At 62.6% G+C, this 19700-nt stretch carries 16 protein-coding genes and 1 riboswitch; of the genes, 15 read left to right on the top strand and 1 reads right to left on the bottom strand.

Annotation, left to right across the window (positions count from 1 at the left end; all coding sequences use genetic code 11):
- The first annotated feature begins 4 nt into the window (after window positions 1–4).
- The 8 genes from AB4Y40_RS12050 (at window position 5) to AB4Y40_RS12015 (ending at window position 10345) form a co-directional block, all read left to right on the top strand.
- A complete protein-coding gene (locus AB4Y40_RS12050; RefSeq protein WP_368687857.1) occupies window positions 5–2902 on the top strand; it encodes an EAL domain-containing protein in 2898 nt (965 codons plus the stop codon).
- A gap of 97 nt (window positions 2903–2999) precedes the next feature.
- Window positions 3000–3692 carry a DUF1223 domain-containing protein gene (locus tag AB4Y40_RS12045; protein WP_368687856.1) on the top strand — a complete coding sequence of 231 codons (693 nt, stop codon included), beginning with the start codon at window positions 3000–3002 and terminating at the stop codon, window positions 3690–3692.
- Window positions 3693–3842: 150 nt separating this feature from the next.
- The gene (locus AB4Y40_RS12040) at window positions 3843–4955 is read left to right on the top strand and encodes a lactonase family protein (RefSeq protein ID WP_368687855.1); all 1113 of its coding nucleotides are present in this window, start codon (window positions 3843–3845) and stop codon (window positions 4953–4955) included.
- Window positions 4956–5083: 128 nt separating this feature from the next.
- Window positions 5084–7108 (top strand): FAD-dependent oxidoreductase, encoded by a 2025-nt coding sequence (locus AB4Y40_RS12035; RefSeq protein WP_368688085.1) that lies wholly within the window; start codon window positions 5084–5086, stop codon window positions 7106–7108.
- A gap of 39 nt (window positions 7109–7147) precedes the next feature.
- Window positions 7148–7594, top strand: a complete 447-nt coding sequence (locus tag AB4Y40_RS12030; RefSeq protein WP_368687854.1) for a nuclear transport factor 2 family protein — start codon at window positions 7148–7150, stop codon at window positions 7592–7594.
- Entirely contained in the window at window positions 7591–8418 is an 828-nt protein-coding gene (locus AB4Y40_RS12025; protein ID WP_368687853.1) for an enoyl-CoA hydratase-related protein, read from the top strand. Before AB4Y40_RS12030 ends, AB4Y40_RS12025 begins: the two co-directional genes overlap by 4 nt.
- An 81-nt stretch (window positions 8419–8499) precedes the next feature.
- Window positions 8500–9477: a dienelactone hydrolase family protein gene (locus AB4Y40_RS12020; RefSeq protein ID WP_368687852.1), complete on the top strand. Its 978-nt coding sequence runs from the start codon at window positions 8500–8502 to the stop codon at window positions 9475–9477.
- Window positions 9478–9655: 178 nt separating this feature from the next.
- A complete protein-coding gene (locus tag AB4Y40_RS12015) occupies window positions 9656–10345 on the top strand; it encodes a CBS domain-containing protein (RefSeq protein ID WP_368687851.1) in 690 nt (229 codons plus the stop codon).
- Between the two features lie 81 nt (window positions 10346–10426).
- On the opposite strand, the gene AB4Y40_RS12010 is transcribed toward AB4Y40_RS12015, so the two are convergent.
- Window positions 10427–11053, bottom strand: coding sequence for a universal stress protein (locus AB4Y40_RS12010; RefSeq protein WP_368687850.1), 627 nt, complete (start codon window positions 11051–11053; stop codon window positions 10427–10429).
- Between the two features lie 278 nt (window positions 11054–11331).
- On the opposite strand from AB4Y40_RS12010, the gene AB4Y40_RS12005 reads away from it, so the two are divergent.
- The 7 genes from AB4Y40_RS12005 (at window position 11332) to uca (ending at window position 19691) form a co-directional block, all read left to right on the top strand.
- On the top strand, window positions 11332–11499 hold the full coding sequence (locus AB4Y40_RS12005) for a hypothetical protein (protein WP_368687849.1): 168 nt from the start codon (window positions 11332–11334) through the stop codon (window positions 11497–11499).
- 183 nt (window positions 11500–11682) lie between these two features.
- Window positions 11683–11782: riboswitch (guanidine-I (ykkC/yxkD leader) on the top strand.
- A gap of 58 nt (window positions 11783–11840) precedes the next feature.
- The gene (locus AB4Y40_RS12000) at window positions 11841–12911 is read left to right on the top strand and encodes a putative urea ABC transporter substrate-binding protein (protein ID WP_368687848.1); all 1071 of its coding nucleotides are present in this window, start codon (window positions 11841–11843) and stop codon (window positions 12909–12911) included.
- Between the two features lie 33 nt (window positions 12912–12944).
- A complete protein-coding gene (locus AB4Y40_RS11995) occupies window positions 12945–13760 on the top strand; it encodes an ABC transporter permease (RefSeq protein WP_069262094.1) in 816 nt (271 codons plus the stop codon).
- Window positions 13757–14545 (top strand): ABC transporter ATP-binding protein, encoded by a 789-nt coding sequence (locus AB4Y40_RS11990; protein ID WP_368687847.1) that lies wholly within the window; start codon window positions 13757–13759, stop codon window positions 14543–14545. The genes AB4Y40_RS11995 and AB4Y40_RS11990 overlap by 4 nt, the downstream gene beginning before the upstream one ends.
- A 13-nt stretch (window positions 14546–14558) precedes the next feature.
- The gene (locus tag AB4Y40_RS11985) at window positions 14559–15263 is read left to right on the top strand and encodes an urea amidolyase associated protein UAAP1 (RefSeq protein WP_368687846.1); all 705 of its coding nucleotides are present in this window, start codon (window positions 14559–14561) and stop codon (window positions 15261–15263) included.
- A gap of 14 nt (window positions 15264–15277) precedes the next feature.
- Window positions 15278–15919, top strand: a complete 642-nt coding sequence (locus AB4Y40_RS11980; protein ID WP_069262091.1) for an urea amidolyase associated protein UAAP2 — start codon at window positions 15278–15280, stop codon at window positions 15917–15919.
- Window positions 15920–16091: 172 nt separating this feature from the next.
- Window positions 16092–19691: an urea carboxylase gene (uca, locus tag AB4Y40_RS11975; RefSeq protein ID WP_368687845.1), complete on the top strand. Its 3600-nt coding sequence runs from the start codon at window positions 16092–16094 to the stop codon at window positions 19689–19691.
- Window positions 19692–19700: the final 9 nt, after the last annotated feature.

Below are 19700 nucleotides of genomic sequence, written 5' to 3'. Positions count from 1 at the left end.
TGGAATGGACGCAGAAAGCGAGTACGGCGAGCCGCTCGGCAACCTGCCTATGCCGGTCATCCGTTACGACGCGCAGGGCCAACGGCGCTACCTGAATAGCGCGGCATTGGCGATGTTGAGGGCAGCATCCGAAAGCGCCTGCGCGACGCATGCCGAAGCCCGGATGTTTTCACCCCAGACACTGCAGCAGTACCTCGATACCATTCGCGAAGTGGCGATCACGGGCGTTGCGCGCGAGCTGGAACTGACGTTCGACGGCCTGCCGCAAACGCCGGGTGAGCACTACCTCGTGCAGTTCGTAAGCCATCCGACACCGGACGCGGCTCCTGCGGTGCTGGCGATCTATTTCAACATCACGGCGCGCAAACGTGCGGAGGCAAAGCTCCGTGAACGCGAGTCATTTCTCGAATCGTTGCTCGATACCATGCCCATTCCGGTCTTTTCGAAAGACAGGGAAGGGCGGTACCTTCATCTCAATCGGGCTTTCGAAGAATTTCTTGGCGTCCCCAAGGAGCGCTTCATCGGCAAGACGGTCTTTGAGACGAGTCCTTCGGAGTTGGCGCAAACCTATTTCGCCATGGACGAGGCGCTGTTCGCGAAAGGCGGCATCCAGCGCTACGAATTCAAGGTCCAGAACGCAAGGAAAGCGGTGCGCGACGTGGAATTCAGCAAGGCGGTTTTCCACGACGATGAAGGCCGCCAGGCCGGCTTGATCGGTGCGATTCTGGACATCACCGAACGTAAGCAGGCGGAGTCCGAGCAGCGGGCCCAATACGAGAGGATCCTGCAACTCAACGGACGCCTCGAAGACAAGGCGCGTCAACTGTCCGACGCGCGTGCACAGTTGATGACCGTGCTCCATACCATCCCCGACTTGGTGTGGCTGAAGGACACCGCTGGCAATTTTCTGCTTTGCAATTACAGCTTCGAGCAATTTGTCGGCAAGCCGAAAGCTGAAATTCTCGGGAAAACCGACTACGACATTTTCGATGCCGAGCTGGCGGACTACTTCCGGGAGCGCGACAAGGCAGCAATCGATGCGCTGCATGTTTGCGTGAACGACGATTGGGTGGTCGCTCCGGCGACCCGTGAACGGACCTTGCTCGAAACCCGACGCTTGCCGGTGTTCGGCGCAGGGGAGACGGTGGCGGGCGTCCTCGGCGTGGCACGCGACATGAGTGAACGGCGCCGTTTCGAGGAAAAACTGGCCCGCCGGGAACGCGAGTTTCGAACCCTCGTCGAGAACTCGCCCGATACGGTCGCCCGTTACGGACGGGATTGCCGACGCCTCTACGTCAATCCAACCTTCGCCGCGCTGGCCAGTGGAGGGGCACAGGCGCTGCTGGGCAGGACGCCGGCCGAATATCCGGGCGGGCCAGGGTCCGTCCTCTATGAGCAGCGACTCCGGGAAGTATTCGCAACGGCAAGCGACAGGGAATTCGAATTGGTCTGGGGGCCTGACGAGAACCGGGAACTATGCCAGCTGATCCGGTTGACAGCGGAACTGGGCGAGGACGGCAAGGTGGAAACCGTCCTTGCCGTAGGTCGGGATATCTCGGAACTGCACGCTTCCAGAGGAAAGATCCATCGGATGGCGTATTTCGACGCGTTGACCGCGCTGCCGAATCGCGTCCTGTTCAACGAGCAATTGCGTCAGGCAATCTCGAACAGCAAGCACGGCCACTATACGGCCGTCATGATGATCGACATGGACCGCTTCAAGGGTGTCAACGACACGATGGGTCATGCGGTCGGTGACGAGCTGCTGCGCGAGGCCGCGCATCGGCTGGTTTCATGCGTGCGTGTGGGAGACACGGTTGCCCGCTTCGGTGGGGACGAGTTCGCCGTGCTGCTGCCCGGGATTGCCGATCGCGGCATCCTCGAGGAGATCTCCGCGAGAATCATCCGGCGGCTCGACGAGCCTTTCCTGCTCGACGGAAGAGAAGTGTTCATATCGTGCAGCGTCGGGATCGCGCTGCATCCGCTCGACAGCACCGACGCGAAAGACTTGCTGAGATACGCCGACTCTGCGATGTACCTCGCGAAGCGCTCAGGGCGTCGCGGCTTTCGCTTTTATACGAAGGACCTGACCGTCGAGGCCACGGCGCGTCTTTCGCTCGAGTCGGAGCTGCGGCGTGCAGTCGATCTGGGCGAGTTCGAGCTGTACTACCAGCCTCAGGTGACGCTGCGCGGTGCGGAAGTCATCGGTTCGGAAGCCTTGTTGAGATGGAATCGCCCCGGAGAGGGCTTCATTCGCCCGGATCAGTTCGTGCCGCTCGCGGAGGAAACCGGCCTGATCGTCGAGCTTGGGCGGTGGGTGCTTCGCGAAGCTTGTCGCTCGGCCGTCGAATGGAATACCGGGCGTGCCGCGCGCCACAGGGTGTCGATCAATCTTTCCGCGCGACAGTTTCAGTCGCGCGATCTCGCGCTGACGGTCAAGGATGTGCTCGATGAAACCGGCTGTCGACCGGAGTGGCTGGAATTCGAGATTACCGAAAGTCTGCTGCTGGAGGAAGACGACTCGGTTCTGAGCGCGCTCCTCGAATTTGAAAGCATGGGCCTGTCGATTGCGATCGATGATTTCGGCACCGGCTATTCCGCACTCAGCTATTTGACCCGATTCCCGATCGATACGCTCAAGATCGATCGTACGTTCGTGCAGCGAGTCACGACGGACCGGCGCCATGCCGAACTCGTGAAGGCGATCCTTTCCATCGCCCGTTGCCTCGGGCAGCGGGTCGTTGCCGAAGGCGTCGAAACCATGGAGCAGGCCGCCTTTCTCGATGCGCATGGTTGCGAGATTGCGCAGGGCTTTCTCTACAGCGTGCCGCTGCCACAGCCTGCCATTGCAGCGCTTCCCCGTTTTCTCGATCCCGGCGCTGCGGACGACGCCAATCCGTAAGGTTGGCCAGGCCCGACGAAACAAATTCCTTCCGGCTGTAACCGGAATGCGTAACCGAACGAATTAAGAGGCAGTCCTGTCGTCCTGGAGACCGGTCATGTCCGTTCGGCTCGTTGCTTTGGCGTTCTTTTTTCTCGTCGCGCCCATCGTGGCGTCAGCGAGGCCGGTCGTGGTCGAGCTGTTCACCTCGGAAGGGTGCTCCTCGTGTCCTCCCGCGGATGCCTACCTGTCTGAGCTATCGCGTGAGCGTCAGGGCGTGCTTCCCCTCGCGTTTCACGTGACGTACTGGGACGGCCTGGGTTGGCGCGACCCTTACTCGCTGGAAGCCGCTACACAGCGCCAGGCCGAGTACAGTGCCCGTTTTGGTCAGAGCGCCTACACCCCGGAAATGGTGATCGACGGCCAGCAGGGACTGGTGGGTTCGAATCGACGTGCAGCCGAGGCGGCGATCGCGATCGCGCAGAAAGCGGACGAGGCAGGGGTGGAGGTGAGTGGCGTGCGCCGCGGCGGGACGTTATCAGTCATGGTGGGGCGCGGCTCCGGCCACGGTCGGGTCTTGCTCGTCGGTTATGACACCGGGCACGTGACCGCGGTCGGGCGAGGCGAAAACACGGGCCGTACGCTCAGGGAGTCCAATGTCGTTCGCTCGATACAGGCCGTCGGCGAATGGACCGGCGCGCCATTGAGGCTCGAACCGGCGTCGCCGGCTGGTGAACAGGCGGCAATCCTGATCCAGTCGCCGGATGGGGCAATCATCGGCGCGGCACGAGTGACCAACGGCGCGCCTTGAGCCGCCAGGGATGACGTCATCAGATCTCTCCGTTGTCGTTAATAAGGTGTGCTTCCTGTATTCGCAAGCGACGCTACGAGAGCAGAAGGAGTGCGCAGTGCAGTGGCAGTTCCCCTAACGAAGTCGTGTCTACCAGGCAAGGAGTTCGTCATGTCATTTGTCACGTACGCTTCATCGTTTCCTTTGCGGGCCATCGCGTTCGCCGCAGCGCTGGGATTCGCTTCAAGCGGCTTTGCGCAAACCGCTTCCGAGGTCGATCCGCCCGGGGCGGTCTACGTCATGTCGAACCAGCCTTCCGGAAACTCGGTTCTTGTCTATGCTCGAGCCACGAACGGAACACTGACCTACGCGGCCACCTATCAAACCGGCGGAAAAGGAGCGGGCACGGGCGCCGATCCGCTAGGCTCGCAGGGCGCGCTGACGTTGGACTCGGGCTTTCTGCTCGCCGTGAATGCAGGCAGCAATGACGTTTCGCTTTTCGCAATCGACGGCAGCAAGCTGACGCTGCTCGACAGAAAGCCGTCGGGCGGTCAGATGCCCGTCAGCGTGACGGTCAAGGGGGCGATCGCGTATGTGCTCAATGCCGGCGGCACGCCGAACATTAGCGGCTATTTTGTCGACGCGTTCGGCAAGCGCCTCGTCGCGTTACCCGGCTCGCAGCGGTCACTCGCTGGCGGTACCTCCGCCCAGCCGGCGCAAGTCAGGTTTGCACCGGAAGGCAACGAATTGCTCGTGACGGAAAAGGGTACGCAGCTCATTGACACCTATTCTGTCGGCTTTACCGGCTACGCCTCGACATCGACCCCGCATGCCTCGAACGGCGTTACGCCGTTCGGCTTTTCCGTCACGACACGCGGTTATGCCATCGTCTCCGAGGCCGGGTCCGGTTCGGTTTCCTCATACGAAGTCGAAGACGGCAAACATCTCGATTCGATCAGCGCGGCGATCCCGCTGGGCCAGGCCGCTCCTTGCTGGCTCGTCACAACCGGCGACGGGCGCTTCGCCTATACCGCCAATGCGGGTAGCGGCACGATCAGCAGTCTGCGCATTGCCGCGGACGGGAAGATAAGCCTGCTCAATCCCGCTGCGGGTACGCTCAGCGCGCCGCTCGACATGGCGCTCAGCAGTCGCAGCAAATTCCTCTATGTGCGGGAGGGCAACGGCGCCGTAACCGGATTTCGCGTGATGCCCGACGGCACGCTCGAACCGGTGGGTTCAGTGACCGGCGTACCGCCTGGAGCCCAGGGGATCGCGGCGCGCTAGGCGTGTGGGAGTCACGTCTGATCAAAGCGGCGGTGTAGAGGAGGTTTTCGAAATCCGCGCATTCGCTTGATTCTCTATGCAACTGGTTGCATTATCGACTTCGCCGTCATACAACCAGTTGCATGAACATGACAAACCGCTATCCCCACCTCCTTCGCCCACTCGATCTGGGCTTCACGACCTTGAAGAACCGCGTGCTGATGGGCTCCATGCACGTCGGTCTGGAGGAAGTGCCGAATGGCTTCGAACGTATGGCCGCATTCTATGCGGAGCGCGCGCGTGGCGAAGTTGGGTTGATCGTGACGGGCGGCATCGCACCGAACGAACGCGCGCGCCCCATGCATGGCGGCGCGATGTTGACCACAGAGGAGGAAGCCGGGCGGCACCGTACGATTACGCGCGCCGTCCACGCGGAAGGCGGCAAGATCGCGATGCAGATCCTGCATTTCGGCCGCTACTCGTATCAGCCGATGCTGGTCGCGCCCAGTGCGCTGCAAGCCCCCATCAATCCGTTCACACCTCACGAACTGAGTGACGACGAAGTCGAAGAAACCATCGACGATTTCGTCCGCTGCGCAGCCCTCGCGCAACATGCTGGCTACGACGGCGTGGAGATCATGGGCTCCGAGGGCTACCTCATCAACGAGTTCATCGCGATGCGTACCAATCATCGCTCTGACCGCTGGGGCGGCAGTTACGAGAACCGCATACGTTTCGCGGTGGAGATCGTGCGCCGCGTGCGCGAGCGTGTGGGCCGCGATTTCATCATCATCTACCGGCTTTCGATGCTCGATCTGGTCGAGGGCGGCTCGACACTCGAGGAAGTCATCCAGCTCGCGCAGGCAATCGAGCTGGCGGGCGCCACCATCATCAATACGGGCATCGGCTGGCACGAGGCGCGTATCCCGACCATCGCCACCAAGGTGCCGCGCGGCGCCTGGGCCTGGGTCACGCAGCAACTGATGGGCAAGGTCTCGGTGCCGCTCGTCGCCACCAATCGCATCAACACGCCCGAGCTCGCCGAGCAGCTGCTCGCTGGCGGCGCGTGCGACATGGTGTCGATGGCGCGTCCATTCCTCGCCGATGCCGAATTCGTACGCAAGGCTCGCGAGGGTCGCGCCGACGAGATCAATACCTGCATCGGCTGCAATCAGGCTTGTCTCGACCATACGTTCGCCGGCAAGGTCACGTCCTGCCTCGTCAATCCGCGCGCCTGTCACGAGACGGAAATCGTCATCCGGCCTGCCGCGCAGCCAAAGCGCATGGCGATCGTGGGCGCAGGGCCGGCCGGTCTCGCCTGCGCGGTGACGGCGGCCAGCCGCGGGCATGCCGTTACGCTCTTCGAGGCCAGCACCGAGATCGGCGGGCAGTTCAATATCGCCAAAAAGGTACCGGGCAAGGAAGAGTTCAATGAAACGCTGCGCTACTTCCGCCGCCAGATCGAATTGACGGGCGTCGAGCTTCGCCTCGGCACGCGCGCGAGCGCCGAAGCGCTGATGCAGGAGGGCTTCGATGAGGTGGTCGTGGCGACCGGCGTCCTGCCGCGCGAACTGCGCATCGAAGGCGCCGACCATGCCAAGGTACTCGGCTATCTGGACGTGCTGCGCGACGGCAAGCCGGTGGGCTCGGACGTCGCCATCGTGGGGGCTGGCGGCATCGGCTTCGACGTGGCCGAGTACCTCGTGCATGAAGGCGAGTCCGCGAGCCTCGATCCGCAAAAATTCTTCGCCGAATGGGGCGTCGATACGAACTACGCCGAACGCGGCGGATTGCGTCGCGCGGTGGTGGGTCCGGCGGCACGCAGCGTGCATCTGCTGCAACGCAGGCGCTCGAAGGTTGGCGAGAACCTTGGCAAGACGACGGGGTGGATTCACCGGACGGCCTTGAAGGCGCGCGGTGTCGGCATGTCGTCCTCGGTGGAATACCAGCGCATCGACGACGATGGGCTGCACGTGAGCATCGACGGTGTGCCGCAAACCCTCGCCGTCGACAACGTCGTGGTTTGCGCAGGACAGGAGCCGCTGCGCGAACTGGCCGACCGGTTGCTGGCCGCCGGCCGCAAGGTGCACGTGATCGGCGGTGCCGCCGAGGCCGCCGAACTCGACGCCAAGCGGGCCATCCACGAGGGCACGACGCTCGCAGCCGCGTTATGAGCGCGCTGCGTTTTCTCTCGACCTGAAAACGGACCTCATATGACCGACGCCATACTCAACCTGCCTCCCGCTGTCGCGCGGTCCCTCGCGATCTGGCATGAGCTCGTGGCCAGCAAGGATCTCAGCCGGCTGGAGTCCATCGTGCATCCCGAGGCCGTTTTTCGCTCGCCGATGGCGTTCAAGCCCTACGGTCCCGCGCCCGCCTTGCTGATGGCGCTGCGTACGGTGATCACCATTTTCGGGGACTTTACCTATCATCGGCAGTTCGGCAGCGCCGACGGCCTGAGCGTCGTGCTCGAATTCAGCGCGACCGTGCAGGACAAGCAGCTCAAAGGCATCGACATGATCCGCTTCGACGAGACGGGTCGCATCGTCGAATTCGAAGTGATGATCCGGCCGTTCAATGCATTGCAGGTACTGGGCGCCGAGATGGGCGCACGTCTGGCTCATGTTCTCCCCGCATATAAGGCTGCGAGCAATCCATGAACGACAAATACTTTCGCCTCAATACCGAAGCCGGCATCGCGCATCTTCAATTGAACCGTCCCGACCGGCTCAATGTGATGGACATCGCGTTTTATGCGGGCCTGCGCGAAATCGTGCAGACGCTCGATGCGAGTGGCGAGGTGCGCGTGCTGGTCATCAGTTCGACCGGCAAGCACTTTTCGGCCGGTATGGATTTCGAGGTGTTCGCCAACATCGTGAACGACTTCGACACCCGCAGTCCGCGCAAGCGCCTCGGTTTCCAGCGCGCCCTGGCAGGTCTGATGGATTGCTTCGACGTGCTCGACAAGGCACGTTTCCCCGTCATCTGCGCCGTGCAGGGCGGGTGCATCGGAGGCGGCCTCGACCTTGCCGCTGCTTGCGACATTCGTGTCTGCACGGCGGACGCCTTCTTCTGCCTGCAGGAAACGCAGATCGGCATGGTGGCCGATCTGGGCGTGCTGCAACGCCTGCCCAAACTCATTCCGGCGGGCGTCGCGCGCCAGATGGCATACACCAGCGAGCGTTTGAGCGCCGAACGGGCGCTCGCCGTGGGGCTCGTCAATGCCGTGCTGCCCGATGCCGATGCGCTCCAGCACCATGCGATGGAGTTGGCGCGCAGCATCGCCTCGAAATCGCCGCTGGCCGTGGCGGGGAGCAAGACGGCGCTGAACTTCGCCCGCGACCACGCAACCGCGGAGTCGCTGCAACACATGGCGCTGCTTCAGAGCGCCATATTCGATACCGCGGACCTGTCCGAAGCCATCGCAGGCTGGCAGGCCAGGCGTGAATCACGCTTCGAAGGCCTGCCGCCGTTGCCTGACTGATCTCCCGCTTTCGCACTACGTCTGCCTATACTGGACTTCGTAAGTCAGTCAAGCGAACCGGTAGCGAAGAAGAGGCGCGTCATGTCGAGAACAAGCAAAAATCTGCTCGTCCGCATCGCATTGATCTGCATGTGCAGCTGCCTCGCGAACGCCTCACGCGCGCAGGTGACGCGCATGGAGGTCATCCCGATTTCGTCCGTGACGCTCACCGACCAGGAATTCCTGAGCGGGCGCGAGGATGGCAAACCTGTTACGGTGGCTGGCGAACTTCGGCTGCCCCGAAACGGAACTGACCGGCTTCCGCTCGTTATTCTGCTGCATGCGTCGGGCGGGATCGGCAGCAGCATCACCGACTGGGAGGAGTACTTTCTTTCGCTCGGTGTCGCGACTTTTGTGATCGACAGCTTCTCCGGCCGAGGTATCGTCAACACGATCAACGATCAATCGCAACTCGGCCGCCTGGCACAGACCGAGGACGCCTATCGCGCGATTGCGACGCTGTCGAAGCACCCGAGAATCGACCCGAACCGGATCATGCTCATGGGATTTTCGCGAGGCGGGCAAAACGCGCTTTACGCGAGCCTGAGCCGGTTCCAGAAGATGCACGCCCAACCCGGCACCCAGTTCGCGGCGTTCGTCGCGTTCTATCCCGACTGTACCTCCACGTATCTCGAAGACGAGGATGTCGTTGGCAAACCTGTGCGTATTTTCCAGGGGACTGCGGACAACTACAATCCTGTCGCTCCATGCCGTGCCTATGTGGAACGTCTGAAAACGAAACTGCATGACGTCCAGCTGACCGAGTATGCCGGCGCCAGTCACTTCTTCGACGCGCGAGCGCTCAGGCAGCCTCAGCAGCTAGCGCAGGCGCAGACCACACGAAACTGCCGGACGGTCGAGGTCGAAAACGGACTGCTCGTCGACGCCAAAACGAAGCAACCGTTTAGTTATGGCGATTCGTGCATCGAGCGCGGGACAACCATCGGATACGACGAGAACGCGGCGGCCAGCGCCAAAGAAGCCGTCGGCGGCATCGTCAAGGCCGTGCTGAAGCCATAGGTTCACTGTGGCCGCGTTGAAGGCCGGGAGCCACGCCAGTCGCAAAAGCAGCACGTCATACCGGGCGACGAAAGGTCATATCGGCCGGCGTCAGATTCATTGATTTAAATCAATGCGCGTGCGCAACCGATCTCTAAATTGGGTTCCAGTGCGGTCTTAGCCGCTAACGGAGGAACTCATGCAAGCTTCGGACATCATGACCACGGACGTCGTCAGCCTGCGCCCTGACGCGTCGGTCTTCGAGGCCGCGACATTGCTCACCGAGCATCACGTGAGCGGCGTCCCGGTCGTCGACGACACCGGCGCCGTCGTCGGCATTCTCAGCGAGGGCGATCTGCTGCATCGCGTGGAAACAGGGACAGGCAAGCCGCAGCGCAGCTGGCTGGGTGAATGGCTCCACTCGACTCGAAGGCTCGCAAGCGAGTACCTGAAGGAGAACGCCGTGAAGGTCGGCGACGTCATGACGGGCAATGTCATCTACGTCTCGCCGGCAGCGGAACTGGGCGAGATCGCCGACCTGCTGGAGCGCCACCACATCAAGCGCGTGCCCGTGCTGGAGCAGGGCAGGCTCGTGGGCATCGTGAGCCGTGCCAACCTGATACGCGCGTTGGCGAGCGCGACGCAGCCCGATCCGGCGGCAGTCGCTTCGGACGAGGCGATCCAGCGCGACGTGCTGCGTGCACTCGACGGGCGCCGCTGGGCGATGGCTGCAGAGAACGTCGTCGTGAAGGAGGGGATCGTCCATCTCTGGGGCACGGTGAGCTCGGAAGAGGAGCGCAAGGCGATACTCGTCTCCGCGGAGCGTGTCACCGGCGTCAAGGGAGTCGAAGACCACCTCGGTTATCCGGTCGTGTTCACGCCGATGTAAGGGCGTCTTGTCCCCGGTGCCTTTCTCTTGCACCGGGGATCTTGCGAGGCCTCGTTAGGTCGTCGCGCTGGGGGCAGCCGGTCAATGAGACATCAGTACCGGCAGCGTCATCGTGGAGAGTACGGATCGCGTGGCGCCGCCCAGAACCAGCTCCTGGAATCGCGCATGGCCATACGCTCCCATGACGAGCAGGTCGTACGCGCCGTCGGCCGCATGGTTCAGCAGCGTATCGCCCGCGGATTCAGCCGCGTGTTGGTCGAGCATGGCGATGTCTACTGACTTGGCGCCGTGGCGCGCAAGCATGGCGGCGAGCTCTTCGCACGATGCGTGCGACTGCTCGGGCGTCAGGATCCTCACGTGCGCCGCCCGCAGGATGAACGGCAGCGCGTCGTGAACCGCACGGGCGGCTTCGCGGCTCGCGTTCCAGGCAATCAGCACGCGATCGCCGAACGACTCGAATCGGCCCGTATAGGGCACCAGCAGCACCGGGCCTCCCGCTCCCAGCAGAACACTCTCCGGGAATCCGTCCGCAAGCCAGGACTCCGGGTCGTCCGGATTGGTTTGTCCGAGAATCACGAGATCCGCGGTGCGGCTGCGTTGCATGATTGCAGACACTGGATCGCCATCGGGCCCAACCCAGGCGCCGTCGATCTGCGCACGAGACACTTCTGCGCGGAAGAGCCGTTCAATCGCGCCGCGCTGCTCCATGCGTAGCGTGCGATGCGTCTCGTAATACTCCGCTGTGCCACCCATCACGTGGAACTCGCGCGGGTTGGGTTCGAACCGCGCGAACAGTCCTTCCAGATGTGCGCCGAACTTGCGGGCCAGCCTCAGTGCGAGCGCGAACTTTTATTGGCCAGGCAGACGGCGCAGAAAACGGCAGCAGATCCAATGAATGAGTGAAGGCGAAGCAGGGAAGGCGGAGCCCGTAGCGCTGCGTTCTGGATTCGGAATACTCATGGCCGAATCTGGCCAGTATTGATCCTGTGTCTTCCCGTTTGCCCAACGGGCGCAACTACTCGAACGACTACTGCTTCGTCTACGAAGTGAAGGACTGGCAAGTCGCGGCGATCAGGGAGTGCATGGATACCCGCGGAGGCTGGGTCCAGGTCTTCGGCGATCGGGAGGCTTCCCAATTGATCGAGTCTCTGTGAGAGCGAACGGCACAGCGCAGTGCCCGAAACGGGTGCGCCGTGACGCATATTAGTGCGCATTGTTATCAGTGCAGGGCAGACAAACGCCTTCCACGCCACAAAGCCGGGCCTCTTTTCATTGGCACGCTTCTCGCTTTAAGGAGTGGGCAAGGAGCCGGCGCAGCATCCGGTTCAGACAATCTGGAAATGGACAGCTAGGGTTCCGGCCTGCTTCTCGCAGGCGCTGGTCCGAGAGCTGGCGACCTCAGGCGAGGTTACACGGCGGGATAAAAGCCCGGGAGAGAACGCGATGTTTGCGCTGCTCCCTGCCGTTGCTAACCGTCCCCTTCGAGGTCAACCTCATGCGCAAGCTCGTTCGCTGTCTTGGCATCGCCGCCGTCTCCCTCGCCACCTTCGCTTCAAGTGCCGCGTTCGCCGCGGGCCGCAGCGACTTCAAGGTTTGCTGGACCATCTACGCCGGCTGGATGCCGTGGGGTCAGGCAAAAACCCAGGGCATCATCTCGAAGTGGGCCACGAAGTACGGCATCAAGATCGATGTCGTCCAGCTGAACGACTACGTCGAATCGATCAATCAGTACACGGCTGGCAAGTTCGACGGCTGCGCGATGACCAACATGGATGCGCTCACCATCCCGGCCTCGGGCGGCGTCGATTCGACGGCCCTGATCGTGAGCGACTACTCGAACGGCAACGACGGCGTGCTCATGAAGGGCAAGGGCAAGCAGATCGCCGACCTGAAGGGCCAGCAGATCAACCTCGTGCAGTTCTCGGTCTCGCACTACCTGCTCGCACGCGCTTTGGAAAGCGCCCATATGAGCGAGCGCGATCTCAAGGTCGTGAACACCTCCGACGCCGATATCTCCGGCGCATTCGCGACTCCGACTGTTCACAACGCGGTGACATGGAACCCGATGCTCGCCGATCTGAAAGCGCAGCCAAACGTCACCGAAGTCTTCGATTCGAGCAAGATTCCCGGCGAAATCATGGACATGATGGTCGTCAATACGAAGACGCTGCAGGAGAACCCGGCACTCGGCAAGGCATTGACGGGGGCATGGTTCGAGATGGTCGCGCTGATGCACAGCAATTCGGCGGCGAGCACCAGCGCGTTGACGTCGATGGCGAAGGCCTCCGGTACCGACCTGGCGAACTTCAAGGGACAGCTGTCGACCACCGCGCTCTTCTATACACCTCAGGCGGCCGTCGCTTTCGTCACGAGCCCGGACATGCCGAAGATCATGACGCGCGTCGCGCAGTTCTCCTTTGACCACGGTCTGCTCGGCCAGGATGCCAAAAGTGCGGATTCCGTGGGCATGGCGTTCGACAAGAACGTGATCGTCGGCGACAAGAACAACGTCAAGCTGCGTTTCGACCCGAGCTATGTCGAGATGGCGGCCGCGGGCAAGCTCTGAGACTGATTTCGAAGCCACAACCAGGCGGTCACCATGCGACTCATCAATCGACATCCGAGCCGGATCGGCAGCATGATGCTGCTCCTGCTGCCGTTCGTCGTGCTGTTTGCCGTGTATTTCACGGGATCTGCGCAGCGGCTCAAGCTCAATCCCGATGACAAGCTGCTTCCGAGCGCGGCGCAAATGAGCGATGCCGTGAGATTGGTCGCATTCACCGAAGACAAGCGCACGGGTGAATATCTGTTGTGGGACGACACGCTGTCGAGCTTGCGACGACTGGGTATCGGTCTCGTCGTGAGCGCGGTGATTGCGCTGGTGGCCGCTATCGCGACCGGCTCGTTTCCGCTCGTCAGCGCAACGCTCTCGCCATTCATCACCGTCGTCTCGATGGTGCCTCCACTGGCCGTGCTGCCGATTCTTTTCATCGTCTTCGGGCTCGATGAGCTATCGAAGGTCGTGCTCATCGTTTTCGGCATCACGCCGATGATCATTCGGGACCTGCATGCCCGTGCCCGCGAGATACCCGCCGAGTTGTGGGTCAAGGCACAGACGTTGGGGGCCACGAGCTGGACGGTGATTCTGCGTCTGGTTTTGCCCCAACTCCTGCCGCGCCTGCTGGTGGCGATGCGTCTCTCGCTCGGTGCTGCATGGCTGTTTCTCATCGCCGCCGAAGCGATCGCATCGACGGACGGCCTGGGCTACCGCATCTTCCTCGTGCGCCGCTACCTCTCCATGGATCTGATTCTGCCGTACGTCGCGTGGATTACGCTGCTCGCGTGGCTCACCGATGAGCTGCTTCGCCGCATCACGCAGTGGTCGTTCCCCTGGTACGGCGGAGGTGGGCGATGATCGAAGTCCGCAATGTATGGAAAGAGTACGGCAGCCAGGTGGTCCTGGAGCGTTTGAATCTGACGATCCAGGAGGGCGAGTTCTGTTCGATGGTCGGTGCGTCCGGCTGCGGAAAGTCGACGTTTCTGCGACTGCTGCTGGGGCAGGAGCAAGTGACGCGCGGCGAGATCCTGCTTGACGGTCAACCGCTGCCCGCCGAACCGGATGCCCATCGTGGCGTGGTGTTTCAGCGCTACTCGGTGTTCGAGCACCTAAGCGTATTGCGCAACGTGATGCTGGGACTGGAGCTTCCGGAAGCGAAGCTCACGGGCAGACTCTTCGGGGCGCAGCGGCGCGCCGCGCGAGACGAGGCGGCCGCCATGCTCGAGCGGGTGGGACTCGGTGCGGCCTTGAACAAGTACCCGCAGCAACTCTCCGGCGGTATGCAGCAACGCCTCGCCATTGCGCAGGCCCTGATGATGAAGCCACGCGTCCTGCTGCTCGACGAGCCGTTTGGCGCACTCGACCCCGGTATCCGCAAGGACATGCACGCGCTGCTCTCGGACCTGTGGCGCGAAGCGAAGCTGACCATTTTCATGGTGACGCATGACCTGAAGGAAGGCTTCACGTTGGGAAGCCGTGTGCTGGTTTTCGACAAGGTACGCGTGGACCCCCACGCGCCGGGCGCCTATGGAGCCCGCATCACCTACAACATTCCACTCGACCGCAGCCGCGAATCGGTGTCCGCGGTGCATCTGGCGCGCGCGGCGGTTCAAGGCGCGTCCAGCATCGAAGCGGTCTCATGAAGGGAACTCGAACATGAAGTTATTGCTTGAAGAAACCGTACCGGGCGGGGGCCATACCTCGCTCATCGTGAAGCGCGGGCAATCGTTGCGCGTGACCGACCTGCACGGCGGCGCCAATGTCAGCGTCATGATGGTCAATGCAACGGAGAAGAGCGAACGACTGAACCTCCCCGATTCGCTGAAGTGCCAGCACACCGCAAAGCTCACGACGGGGCACTGCCTGTACTCCGATATGGGGCGTGTTCTCGCCGCCATCGTCGACGACACGTGCGGGTGGCACGACAGCATCGGCGGCGTCTCGAACGCCGAAGAGGTCATGGCGCGGTATGGTGCTGGCCGCTATCAGGAACTGCGCAACGCGTTCTACCGGAATGGCACGGACAACTTGCTCGTCGAGATGGGCAAGTGGGGCCTCGAGATTTCAGACCTGCTGATGACGCTCAATCTTTTCAGCCGCGTTGATGTCACGAGCGAAGGAGAGCTGAATTTCGTGAGCCACAACTCGACGGCCGGCGACTACGTCGAACTGTATGCGCCAATGAACACACTTGTCGTGCTCACCGCGATTCAGCACCCGCTCGACCCGAACCCTGAATTTGCGCCCAAGGCGGTGAAACTCGAATTGAGCGAGGCGCAGCCTGGCGTGGCCGAAGTGTGCCGTACCGCATGCGAGGAAAACGTGCGCGGCTTTATCAACACAGAGCGATTCTTTCTTTGAGCGGAGGCCACTTCATGATGAGCACGCTTGTCGTCAGCGACAAACAGCCCGAGAGCGCGGTCTACCGCGAGACGGTGGCCGCGGGTGAGCCCTGGCTTCACGAAGTGAAGGCGGGCCAGACACTGCGCATCGTCGATCTGGAGGGCAACCAGGCGGTCGATACGCTCTTCTACAGCCTCGCCGATCCGCGCGAGCGCTTTGACCCACAACGCACGCTGCGTCGGCAGAAGAGGCTCTACCTGACAGCCGGCTCGGTGTTGTACTCGAATCTCGGCAATCCCATGCTGACCGTCGTTGCCGATACCTGTGGACGCCACGATACGCTCGGCGGCGCCTGCGCACAGGAGAGCAATACCGTGCGCTATGCGCTGGGAAAGCGCTATATGCACAGCTGCCGCGACAACTTCCTGCGCGCTTGCGCACATGACGGCCGCCTCTCGAAGCAGGACATCGGCGCGAACGTCAACTTCTTCATGAATGTGCCCGTCACGGCGGAAGGGGGCCTCACCTTCGAAGACGGCATTTCCGCACCGGGGAAGTACGTCGAACTGCGTGCCGAGATGGACGTCATCGTGCTGATTTCCAACTGCCCCCAGTTGAACAATCCGTGCAACGCCTACAACCCGACGCCAGCGGAATTGCTGATATGGGACTGAAGCGCCTCCGTAGCTGGTGCTGGTTTCTCATGCTCGTGCGCTCGCGACGTCATTTCACGCTCACGCGCGAAGCGCTGACCCAGGCAGATCGCTGACGCGAATACGGCCGTGGACGACCGCGGCTCGCCTCTCCCACGGCGGGACGGCCCGCCTCTGAATCAAGTTTCCTTCCATGTTCGAGAAGATTCTTATCGCCAATCGTGGCGCTATCGCGTGCCGGATTCTGAGAACGCTGCGCGAACTCGATGTCACCGGAGTGTCCGTTTTTGCGGAGGCGGATAGAGCGAGCCGTCATGTAAGCGAGGCGCCCATCGCGCATTGCCTGGGCGACGGGCCCGCTGCAATGACCTATCTCGACACGAAAAAAATCCTCGAGATCGCTCGCCGCGAGGGCGTGCAGGCCATTCATCCCGGATACGGGTTCCTCTCCGAGAACGCAGCCTTCGGCGAGGCTTGCGAAGCGGCAGGGATTGCGTTCATCGGGCCCACGCCCGCGCAGCTGCGCGCCTTCGGCCTGAAGCACACGGCGCGTGAAATCGCGGAGAAGGAAGGCGTGCCGATGCTCAGGGGCACCGGCTTGCTCGCTGACCTGATGGCGGGGCTGGAAGCAGCGGAAGTCATCGGCTATCCGGTGATGTTGAAGAGCACGGCTGGCGGCGGCGGTATCGGCATGCGTGTGTGCTGGAACGCGGCCGAACTCAGTGCGCATTTCGATGCCGTGAAGCGACTCGGTGAAAACAATTTCAGCGACTCCGGCGTTTTCCTCGAGAAGTACATCGAGCGGGCGCGACACCTGGAAGTGCAGGTCTTCGGCGACGGCAAGGGCGATGCCATCGCACTCGGCGTGCGCGACTGCTCTGTGCAGCGGCGCAACCAGAAAGTGCTCGAGGAAACGCCCGCGCCGTGCCTGCCGGAAGGGATTTCCGAGGCGCTCTGTGCGGCGGCCGTGAAGCTGGCGAAGGCGGTGGACTATCGTTCCGCCGGCACCGTCGAGTTCGTGTACGACAGCGCTGCGGAGCAGTTCTACTTCCTCGAAGTCAACACGCGCCTGCAGGTGGAGCACGGCGTAACCGAGCAGGTGTGGGGCGTCGACCTCGTGCGCTGGATGATCGAGCTGGCAGCGGGCACGCTCGAGCCGTTGCAGGAACTCGCAGCGAAGCTGACGCCGCGCGGCCATGCGATTCAGGCGCGGCTCTATGCAGAAGACCCCGGCAGGGACTTCAAGCCGAGCCCCGGCCTGCTGACCGACGTTGCGTTCCCGCAAGCCGACGGTCGCGCGCTACGCATCGACACGTGGATTGAAGCCGGCTGCGAAGTGCCACCGTACTTCGACCCCATGCTCGCCAAGGTGATCGCCTGGTCGCCGACTCGCGACGAAGCGCGCAGCGCGCTCAAGGACGCGCTCGAAAAGACGCGCATTTACGGCGTAGAGACGAACCGCGACTATCTGCGTCAGATCCTGGACGACGAGCCGTTTGCATCGGGCGAACCATGGACGCGGTGCCTCGAAGGACTCAAGTACCGGGCCATTACGGTCGAAGTCGTCAGCGGCGGTACGCAGACGACGGTGCAGGACTTCCCCGGCCGTCTGGGCTACTGGGCGGTCGGCATTCCGCCTTCTGGGCCGATGGATGACCGCGCCATGCGGCTGGGCAACCGCCTGCTTGGCAACGCCCCCGATGCCGCCGCGCTCGAAATCACGATGAGCGGTCCGACGCTGCGTTTCAATACGGACGCGGTCGTCGCCATCACGGGGGCAGACGTTCCCGTGCTGCTCGACGACGTCGGGCAACCGTTGAATACGAGCCTCTTTGTCCCGGCAGGCTCGACGTTGTCGCTCGGCACCATTCGGGGCGCCGGCGCACGCGCTTATCTGTGCGTACGTGGCGGCCTGGACGTCGGTGTGTATCTGGGCAGCCGTAGCACCTTCACGCTCGGTCAGTTCGGCGGGCATGGCGGCCGCGCACTACGCTCAGGCGACGTGCTTCACCTCCATGCGCTCGAGAATCCGCAGGCTGGCAAGACGCTGAATGCCGTGCCGAAGCTCGACGACGTGCGGCACATCCGCGTGATCTATGGTCCGCATGGCGCGCCCGAGTACTTCAGCTCCCGCTACATCGAACGCTTCCTCGAGACCGACTGGGAAGTTCACTTCAACTCGAGCCGTACCGGTGTGCGCCTGATCGGGCCGAAGCCGGAATGGGCACGCGAAGACGGCGGCGAGGCGGGGCTGCACCCGTCGAACATTCACGACAATCCCTATGCGGTCGGAGCCATCGACTTCACCGGCGACATGCCGGTGATTCTCGGCCCCGATGGGCCGAGTCTCGGCGGTTTCGTCTGTCCGGTGACCATCATCGCGGCCGACCTCTGGCACATCGGGCAACTGAAGGCCGGCGACAAGGTCCGCTTTGTGCCGGTGGAGGTGGAAGACGCACGTGAAGCCGCACGCCAGCGCGCCCGCGAACTGGAAAGTCTCGAGATCGAGTCGAACGCGCCGGCCCGCATACGTTCGTCCCTGACATCGCCCATCGAGCTCGACATGGGTTCGGGCGGCGAGCGGCTCGTTGCGCGCGTGTCCGGCGACACGCATCTGCTGCTCGAAATTGGGCCCGCTGAGCTGGACCTCGTCTCGCGCTTTCGTGGGCACGCGCTCATGCAGTCGCTCGAGGCCATGGCGCTTGCCGGCGTCATCGATCTGACGCCCGGCATCCGGTCTCTGCAGATTCACTATCGACCGGAGCAACTGGCGCTCGCGCCACTGCTGGATGTCGTACGCCGGACGTGGGAGCAGGTCTTGCTGAAAAAGGATCTGCGTGTGCCGTCGCGAGTCGTGCACATTCCGCTCTCCTGGGATGACCCGGCGTGCCAGCTCGCGATTGAAAAATACATGACCACGGTGCGCAAAGACGCGCCGTGGTGCCCCAGCAACCTGGAGTTCATTCGCCGGATCAACGACCTCGAGTCGATCGATGCCGTCAAAGAGATCGTCTTCGACGCGAGCTATCTCGTGATGGGTCTCGGTGACGTCTACCTGGGTGCGCCCGTTGCGACACCGCTGGACCCGCGTCACCGCCTCGTGACGACGAAATACAACCCGGCCCGTACGTGGACCGCGGAGAACTCGGTCGGCATCGGCGGCGCGTATCTGTGCGTGTACGGCATGGAAGGGCCCGGCGGCTATCAATTCGTCGGGCGCACGTTGCAGATGTGGAATCGCTATCGCAAGGTCGCGGATTTCGCCGGTCAGCACTATTTGCTGCGCTTTTTCGACCAGATCCGCTTCTACGAAGTGTCGGCCGACGAACTGCTTCGCATCCGCGCCGATTTTCCGCTCGGGCGTTATCCGTTGAAGATCGAGGAGTCGGAGCTCTCGCTGGTGGACTATCAAGCATTTCTCGAGAGCGAAGCGGTCAGCATCGGCAAGTTCCGTTCGCGACAGCAGGCTGCCTTCCAGGCCGAGCGCGAGCGTTGGCGCGAAGCGGGCACCCCGGAAGAGGCAATCGAGGCACCGGACGCGGAGGACGCCCAACTGGCTCCCTTGGAGGACGGCGAGGTCGCCGTGGATTGTGAAATCGCCGGCAGCCTCTGGCAGGTAAAGGTGAAGACGGGCGACGTCGTTGCCGCCGGCGACGTACTGCTGATTATCGAGTCGATGAAGATGGAGATCTCGGTATTTGCCTCGTGTGCGGGGACAGTCGGCGAAATCTACGTGGCCCCTGGCTCGCCCGTGCGCGCAGGGCAGCGAGTCGCAGTCATTGAACGTCACTAACTACAAGGA

The sequence above is a fragment of the Paraburkholderia sp. EG287B genome (genome assembly GCF_040965595.1).
Classification (GTDB): Bacteria; Pseudomonadota; Gammaproteobacteria; order Burkholderiales; family Burkholderiaceae; genus Paraburkholderia.
This window is presented reverse-complemented; position numbering and strand designations above follow the sequence as displayed.

What these genes read in the sequence shown, in the direction of transcription:
- AB4Y40_RS12050 (WP_368687857.1), top strand. Translation starts at nt 5, where the DNA reads ATGGACGCAGAAAGCGAGTACGGCGAGCCGCTCGGCAACCTGCCTATG.
- AB4Y40_RS12045 (WP_368687856.1), top strand. Translation starts at nt 3,000, where the DNA reads ATGTCCGTTCGGCTCGTTGCTTTGGCGTTCTTTTTTCTCGTCGCGCCC.
- AB4Y40_RS12040 (WP_368687855.1), top strand. Translation starts at nt 3,843, where the DNA reads ATGTCATTTGTCACGTACGCTTCATCGTTTCCTTTGCGGGCCATCGCG.
- AB4Y40_RS12035 (WP_368688085.1), top strand. Translation starts at nt 5,084, where the DNA reads ATGACAAACCGCTATCCCCACCTCCTTCGCCCACTCGATCTGGGCTTC.
- AB4Y40_RS12030 (WP_368687854.1), top strand. Translation starts at nt 7,148, where the DNA reads ATGACCGACGCCATACTCAACCTGCCTCCCGCTGTCGCGCGGTCCCTC.
- AB4Y40_RS12025 (WP_368687853.1), top strand. Translation starts at nt 7,591, where the DNA reads ATGAACGACAAATACTTTCGCCTCAATACCGAAGCCGGCATCGCGCAT.
- AB4Y40_RS12020 (WP_368687852.1), top strand. Translation starts at nt 8,500, where the DNA reads ATGTCGAGAACAAGCAAAAATCTGCTCGTCCGCATCGCATTGATCTGC.
- AB4Y40_RS12015 (WP_368687851.1), top strand. Translation starts at nt 9,656, where the DNA reads ATGCAAGCTTCGGACATCATGACCACGGACGTCGTCAGCCTGCGCCCT.
- AB4Y40_RS12010 (WP_368687850.1), bottom strand. Translation starts at nt 11,053, where the DNA reads ATGGAGCAGCGCGGCGCGATTGAACGGCTCTTCCGCGCAGAAGTGTCT.
- AB4Y40_RS12000 (WP_368687848.1), top strand. Translation starts at nt 11,841, where the DNA reads ATGCGCAAGCTCGTTCGCTGTCTTGGCATCGCCGCCGTCTCCCTCGCC.
- AB4Y40_RS11995 (WP_069262094.1), top strand. Translation starts at nt 12,945, where the DNA reads ATGCGACTCATCAATCGACATCCGAGCCGGATCGGCAGCATGATGCTG.
- AB4Y40_RS11990 (WP_368687847.1), top strand. Translation starts at nt 13,757, where the DNA reads ATGATCGAAGTCCGCAATGTATGGAAAGAGTACGGCAGCCAGGTGGTC.
- AB4Y40_RS11985 (WP_368687846.1), top strand. Translation starts at nt 14,559, where the DNA reads ATGAAGTTATTGCTTGAAGAAACCGTACCGGGCGGGGGCCATACCTCG.
- AB4Y40_RS11980 (WP_069262091.1), top strand. Translation starts at nt 15,278, where the DNA reads ATGATGAGCACGCTTGTCGTCAGCGACAAACAGCCCGAGAGCGCGGTC.
- uca (WP_368687845.1), top strand. Translation starts at nt 16,092, where the DNA reads ATGTTCGAGAAGATTCTTATCGCCAATCGTGGCGCTATCGCGTGCCGG.